This window comes from Achromobacter sp., from assembly GCF_049647645.1.
Lineage (GTDB): Bacteria > Pseudomonadota > Gammaproteobacteria > Burkholderiales > Burkholderiaceae_B > Achromobacter.
Genome location: NZ_JBARYB010000259.1, coordinates 1 through 6,011, shown reverse-complemented (window position 1 = coordinate 6,011; position 6,011 = coordinate 1). Strand labels below are relative to the sequence as shown.

At 68.2% G+C, this 6,011-nt stretch carries 3 protein-coding genes and 1 pseudogene; 2 read left to right on the top strand and 2 right to left on the bottom strand.

Annotation, left to right across the window (positions count from 1 at the left end):
• Positions 1–203 (bottom strand): annotated as a pseudogene (locus tag WBB14_RS29320) (GlxA family transcriptional regulator); the annotation flags it as partial.
• An 86-nt stretch (positions 204–289) separates the two neighbouring features.
• Here WBB14_RS29320 and WBB14_RS29315 point away from each other — a divergent pair.
• Complete coding sequence (locus tag WBB14_RS29315) at positions 290–1,501, top strand: MFS transporter (RefSeq protein ID WP_424242866.1); 1,212 nt, start codon at positions 290–292, stop codon at positions 1,499–1,501.
• A 15-nt stretch (positions 1,502–1,516) separates the two neighbouring features.
• Here the strand turns inward: WBB14_RS29315 and WBB14_RS29310 are convergent, their stop codons facing one another.
• Positions 1,517–3,613, bottom strand: coding sequence for an ATP-dependent DNA helicase (locus WBB14_RS29310; RefSeq protein ID WP_424242865.1), 2,097 nt, complete (start codon positions 3,611–3,613; stop codon positions 1,517–1,519).
• Positions 3,614–3,818: 205 nt separating this feature from the next.
• On the opposite strand from WBB14_RS29310, the gene tex reads away from it, so the two are divergent.
• The coding region (gene tex / locus WBB14_RS29305; protein WP_424242864.1) for an RNA-binding transcriptional accessory protein Tex at positions 3,819–6,011 on the top strand (2,193 nt) is incomplete at its 3' end.

Below are 6,011 nucleotides of genomic sequence, written 5' to 3'. Positions count from 1 at the left end.
GTATCGGCGCGCAGGCCGCGCCACGGACGCGTCAGCACGGGCACGCCGGCCGAACAGCGGACCGGCCCGCCCTCGGCCGACACCACGGCCACCTCATAAGCGCCCGGCACCAGTTCGGCGGCGATCTGAAAGACTGACAGCGGCCCGGCCAGGTCGAGCAGCTGGAAGTTGGGCACGGGTAGGATGCAGACGCGGTGAGTCATGGCATGAAACGAGGGAAAATAGTCATTCTTGCCATAGTTTCAGGCGCTAGAGTGGGGCCTGTCAATACTCCGGACCTGCCACTGCCATGAACGCTTCCTCGCGCGGCCTGCGCAATGCCCGCATCCTCGCCGTCTGCCAAGGCCTGTACATCGCGGCGATCTCCATCGACCTGACCTTGACGGCGCTGACCGGCCAGATGCTGGCGCCGCATCCGGCGCTGGCGACGCTGCCCTTCGCGCTGATCACGGTGGCGGGCGCCGCGGTCACCTGGTATGCCTCGCTGCTCATGCAGCGCATCGGCCGCCGCGCCGGCTTCATATTGGGATCGCTGGCGGGCGCGGCCGGCGGCCTGATTTCCGTGGCCGCGGTCTTCGCCAGCGACTTCTGGCTCTTTTGCCTGGGCACGGCGCTGGTCGGCGTGTTCCAGGCCTTCGCGCAGTACTACCGGCTCGCCGCCGCCGACGCGGTGCCCGCCGAAGCCAAGAGCCGCGCCATCTCCGTGGTCCTGACGGGCGGCGTGATCGCGGCCATTGCGGGGCCGGCGCTGGCGGCCTGGGCCAAGGACATCTTTCCTGCCGCGATCTTCTCCGGCGCCTATCTGATGGTGGCCCTGCTGGGAGCGGCCAGCGCGCTGCTGCTGCTCGCCTACCGCGACCAGGACGGCGACGGCGGCCAACCCGCCGACACGCAGGTCGCGGGCCTGCCGGCCCGCCCCTTGGGCGAGGTCATGCGGCAACCGATATTCGTGGCGGCGCTGGCCAACAATGTCGTGGGGTCGGTCTCGATGATGTTCGTCATGACGGCCGCGCCGCTGGCTGCCGTGGCCTGCCAGCACAGCATCGCCGACGGCGCCAGCATCATGCAGTGGCACCTCATCGGCATGTACGCCCCGGCTTTCTTCGCCGGCGCACTGATCAACCGGCTGGGGCTGCCCCGCGTGCTCGGCATGGGCATGGCGCTGAACGCGGCCTGCTCGCTGATCGCGATGCAATCGACTTCGCTCACGGCCTTCCATGCGGCGCTGTTCTGCCTGGGCGTGGGCTGGAACTTCATGTTCGTCGGCGGTACCACGCTGCTGGCCCAGTCCTACCGCCCCGCCGAACGGGCGCGGGTGCAAGGGGCCGCAGAAATGCTGCGCTATGCCACCACCGCCCTGGCCACGCTGGCGGCCGGACCGGCGCTAGCGCGGATGGGCTGGGAAACCCTGAATGCCGCCATGCTGCCCATCGTGGGCCTGGCCGCGCTCATGACCGGATGGTGGGCGCTGTCGCGCAGGACCGAGCAGGTCGCTGCCTGACCATGCCGGCGGCTTCTAGTCCTGCGGTTCCTGCTTGCGCCGGTAGAACGCCAGCACTTCTTCCAGTTCCCGGGTCCGCGCAAACGGCGGCAGCCCGCGCCACAGGCGCTTGCCATAAGGCTTCTCGACCAGGCGGGCATCGCCCACCATGAGCACGCCCCAATCCGACTCCGTGCGGATCAACCGGCCCGCGCCCTGCTTGAGCGAGATTGCGGCTTCGGGCAACTGGTATTCCGAAAACGGATTGCCGCCCTGGGCGCGGCAGGCGCGCAGCCGCGCCTCGATGACCGGATCGTCGGGCGGCGCGAACGGCAGCTTGTCGATCGCCACCAGCGTCAGCACGTCGCCGGGCAGGTCTATGCCTTCCCAGAAACTGGCGCTGCCCACCAGCACCGGATGATCCAGCTTGCAGAAACGGTCCAGCAGGTCGCGGCGCGTGCCCTCGCCCTGCTTGAGCAAGGGCCACTCGTGGCCGGCATCGTCGAAAGCGTCGGCCAGCAGGTTGGCGACCTTGTCCACGGCGCGCAGCGTCGTGCACAGCACCAGCGTGCCGCCGGGACTGGCCTCCAGCAGCGGCAACAGCGTCTGCACGAAACGATCGAGAAACTGCGGCGATTGCGGTTCGGGCATGCCGCGCGGCACGAACAGCAAGGCTTGTTCGGGATAGTCGAAGGGCGACTCCCACTTGCCCGTGCGCGCCTTCTCCAGTCCAAGCTGGCTGGTGAAGTGGGTGAACTCGCCGTTCACGGACAAGGTGGCCGAAGTCATGATCCAGGCCTGGCCCGGCTTGCGGTATTTGGAAAAGGCCTGGGCCACCGACAGCGGCGCCGAATGCAGGCGCACGTGATGCTGGCCGTGCTCGACCCAGCGCACCGCGGGCCCGGACCATTGTTCCGCGGCGGCAGCGCCTTCCAGGATCGCGACGGGGGTGGAGAGTCCGTCGCCCAACGCCGATTGCACCGCGGGATCGGGCGCCTGGTCGTCGCGGCCCCAGCCTTCGTCGCCGTGATCCGCGGTCGCCCGTCCTGGCGTGGCCCAGCGCTTGAGCCGCACCGAGATCTCGGCGCCGCTGCGCGCGGCCGCCATCAGGTCCGGGTGCTTTTCGGCCACCGCGCCCAGCGCCTTCGTGGCGCCGTCCACGGCCTCGCGCAGCGCCAATAGCGCTTCGTCGAATTCCTCGGGGTTGGGGATGGCCTCGAAGGTGGCCTTGCGGCCAGGCATCTTGTCCAGCGGCGCACAGACCAGGCGCAGCTCGCGCGCCGCCGTTTCCACATGACGGCTGACGTCGCTCCATTTGGCGGCCTCACGCGCATAGGCCAGGCCGGCCGCCTCCATCGCGCGGCCGAAATCCAGCAGTTGGTGCGTGGACACGCTGCTGCCCAGGAAGCGGGTGGCGGTATCCGGCAACTGGTGCGCTTCGTCGAAGATCACGGTGTCCGCCTCGGGCAGCAGATCGGTCACGCCTTCTTCGCGCAGCACCAGGTCGGCCATGAACAAGGCGTGGTTGACGACCACCACGTCGGCTTCTTGCGCCTGGCGGCGCGCCTTCACCACGAAGCAGTCGCGGATGCGCGGACATTCCTGGCCCAGGCAGTTCTCGCGCGTGGAGGTCACGCGCTGCCAGATGTCGGCGTCTTCCGGCACCTGCGCCAGGTCGCCGCGATCACCCGTCTTGGAAATGCCGGCGAACACCTGGATCTGACGCAGTTGCTGGATTTCGGTGCGCGATTTCAAGGCGCGTTCGTCGCCCTGCAGGCGGTCCAGGTGGTAATGGCAGACGTAGTTGCCGCGGCCCTTGAGCAGCGCGGCGGTCACCGGCGCGGCCAGCGCCGCGCGCACGCGCGGCAGGTCGCGGGCGAAAAGCTGGTCCTGCAGGGTGCGGGTGCCGGTGGAAATCAGCACCTTGCCGCCCTGGATGAAGGCGGGTACAAGATAGGCCCAGGTCTTGCCGATGCCGGTGCCCGCCTCGGCCACCAAGGTGGCGCGGTCCTGGATGGCCTGCCCTATGGCTTGCGAGAGTTCAACCTGCGAGGGGCGCGGCTTGTAGCCGGGCATGGCCGTGGCCAGAGGCCCGTCGGCGTCGAAGAATTCGGAGATGTCCAGGTCCAGCATAGCGAGTCAACGGTGAACCGGTGCCGGTTACGGTTCGGGCGCCAGACACTTGTGTGGGAAAGGACCAAATGATACCCGCTGCCGAGCTGGGGATTGGCCGCCATGTCGCCGCAAGGGGGACATATCCGTCCACCCTGGCACGTCTTGTAACAGCAGCTTATGGCACAATCCGCCCCTTGTTTTTCCTTTTTGTCGTCGTATCGAGATGTCTGAAACTTCCGCTATCACGTACGTCGCCGCCGGCGTCGACAACGCCCGCATCGTCGCGCAGCTCGCCACCGAGCTGGGCGCGCGCGCCTCCCAGATCGCCTCGGCGGTGGAACTGCTGGACGATGGCGCCACCGTGCCCTTCATCGCCCGCTATCGCAAGGAAGCCACCGGCGGCCTGGACGATACCGTGCTGCGCAATCTCGAAGTGCGCCTGGGCTATCTGCGCGAACTCGAAGAGCGCCGCGGGTCCATACTTGAATCCATCTCGCAGCAGGGCAAGCTCACGCCCGGGCTGCAGCAGGAAATCGCCACGGCGGACACCAAGCAGCGCCTGGAAGACTTGTACGCGCCGTACAAGCCCAAGCGCCGCACCCGCGCCCAGATCGCCCGCGAAGCGGGCCTGGAGCCGCTGGCCGACGGCATCCTGGCCGATCCTGCCTGCGACCCCGCCGCGCTGGCCGCGCAATACCTGAATCCCGAAGCGTCCATCAACGACGCCAAGGCCGCGCTCGACGGCGCGCGCGACATCCTCGCCGAGCGCTACGCGGAAAACGCGGACCTGCTGGCCGACATGCGCGAGCACCTGTGGTCCACCGGCCTGATCCATTCCAAGATGGTCGACGGCAAGGAAACCGAGGGCGCCAATTTCCGCGACTGGTTCGACTTCAACGAGCCGCTGCGCACCCTGCCCTCGCACCGCATCCTGGCGCTACTGCGCGGCCGCCAGCAAGGCGTGCTGGAACTGCGCCTGGGACTGGAAGCCGACCTGGAAGCGCAGACGCCGCACCCCTGCGTGGCCCGCATCGCCGGCTTCCTGAAGCTGGGCAACGGCCTGTTCGCGCTGGACGCCACGCCGCGCGCCCGCTGGCTCGGCGAAGTCTGCCGCTGGACCTGGCGCGTGAAGCTGCTGACGGCGTTCGAAAGCGAGCTGGTCGGCCGCCTGCGCGAAAGCGGCGAAGCCGAAGCCATCCGCGTGTTCGCCGCCAACCTGAAAGACCTGCTGCTGGCCGCGCCCGCCGGCCCCAAGGCCGTGCTGGGCCTGGACCCCGGCATCCGCACCGGCTGCAAGGTCGCCGTGATCGACCAGACCGGCAAGGTCGTGGACACCACCACCGTCTACCCGTTCGAACCGCGCCGCGACCGCGAAGGCACCATCAACACGCTGGCCGCCCTGGTGGCCCGCCATAAGGTCGACCTGATCGCCATCGGCAACGGCACCGCCTCGCGCGAAAGCGAAAAACTGGTGGGCGACATGATGGAACGCTTCCCGGACCTGAAGGTCACCCGCGTGGTGGTCTCCGAAGCCGGCGCCTCCGTCTATTCCGCGTCCGAAACCGCCGCCCTGGAATTCCCCGACCTGGACGTGACGCTGCGCGGCGCCGTGTCCATCGCGCGCCGCCTGCAGGATCCGCTGGCCGAATTGGTCAAGATCGATCCCAAGGCCATCGGAGTGGGCCAGTACCAGCACGACGTCAACCAGCGCGAGCTGGCGCGTTCGCTGGACGCCGTGGTCGAGGATTGCGTGAACGCCGTGGGCGTGGACGTGAACACCGCGTCCGCCGCCCTGCTGGCCCGCGTGTCCGGCCTGAATTCGCTGCTGGCCAAGAACATCGTTGCCTGGCGCGACGAGAACGGCGCCTTCCCGACCCGCGAGATCCTGCGCAAGGTGCCGCGCTTTGGCGACAAGGCGTTTGAGCAGGCCGCCGGCTTCCTGCGCATTCCCAACGGCGACAATCCGCTGGACGCTTCGTCGGTCCACCCCGAAGCCTATCCGGTAGTGGAACGCATCGTCGCCAAGATCAAGGCCGAAGTGAAGCAGATCATCGGCCAGCGCGAAGCCCTCAAGGGCGTGTCGCCGTCGGACTTCACCGACGAGCGCTTCGGCTTGCCGACGGTGCGCGACATCTTCGCCGAACTGGAAAAGCCGGGCCGCGATCCGCGTCCGGAATTCAAGACGGCGCAGTTCAAGGAAGGCGTCGAGACCCTGAACGACCTGTACCCGGGCATGGTGCTGGAAGGCGTCGTGACCAACGTGGCCAACTTCGGCGCGTTCGTGGACATCGGCGTGCACCAGGATGGCCTGGTCCACATTTCGGCCCTGGCTGAAAAGTTCGTGAAGGATCCGCGCGACGTCGTGCGAGTGGGCCAGACGGTCAGCGTGAAGGTGCTGGAAGTGGACGCGGCGCGC